The 533-nt window shown below is 46.3% G+C and carries 1 protein-coding gene; it reads left to right on the forward strand.

Annotation, left to right across the window (positions count from 1 at the left end; all coding sequences use genetic code 11):
• Nucleotides 1-87: 87 nt before the first annotated feature.
• On the forward strand, nucleotides 88-533 hold a 446-nt coding region (locus JHD82_RS29020; protein ID WP_199140356.1), incomplete at its 3' end, for an ABC transporter ATP-binding protein.

Here is a 533-nt window from a genome sequence, read left to right on the forward strand (position 1 = left end):
TACACTGTTCGCATTTCGTCGGCAGCGTCAGATGTGTATAAGAGACAGGTATTGAATGGCGTGAAGGATGTCAAGGTGGCCCATGCCATGAATGCCTATCTGAAAGATTTTTCCCGTGCTTCACATGAGTTCTCGAGACACTCGGCTACAGCTGAAACACTGAGTCATTCCCCTTTGTACATTGTGGAGGCCGTAGGATATTCCGGATTGATTCTGGTGGCTCTTGCATTGCTGTGGCGATCTGGAGATGTTGCCCATGTGCTGCCTGCGCTGGGCCTTTATGGTTTTGCTGCTTACCGCATTTTACCTGCTGTACAAATAATTTATCGCGGAGTGGCCAGGCTGAAGTTTTCAAGTGCTGCCCTTGAAAATATAGAAGCCGATCTTGGGTTGGCATCGTCTTGTGCCGTCGATGTATCTGACGCCATTGTTCCAAAATACACTATTGAGCTCAAGAATATAGTCTATGGCTATCCTGGGGAAAAAAATAAATATGTTATTGAGAACCTTAGTGTCACTATGGAGGCCAATAC

Origin of the sequence: Delftia sp. ASV31, from assembly GCF_016428765.1 — a bacterium.
Taxonomy (GTDB): domain Bacteria; phylum Pseudomonadota; class Gammaproteobacteria; order Burkholderiales; family Burkholderiaceae_C; genus Comamonas; species Comamonas acidovorans.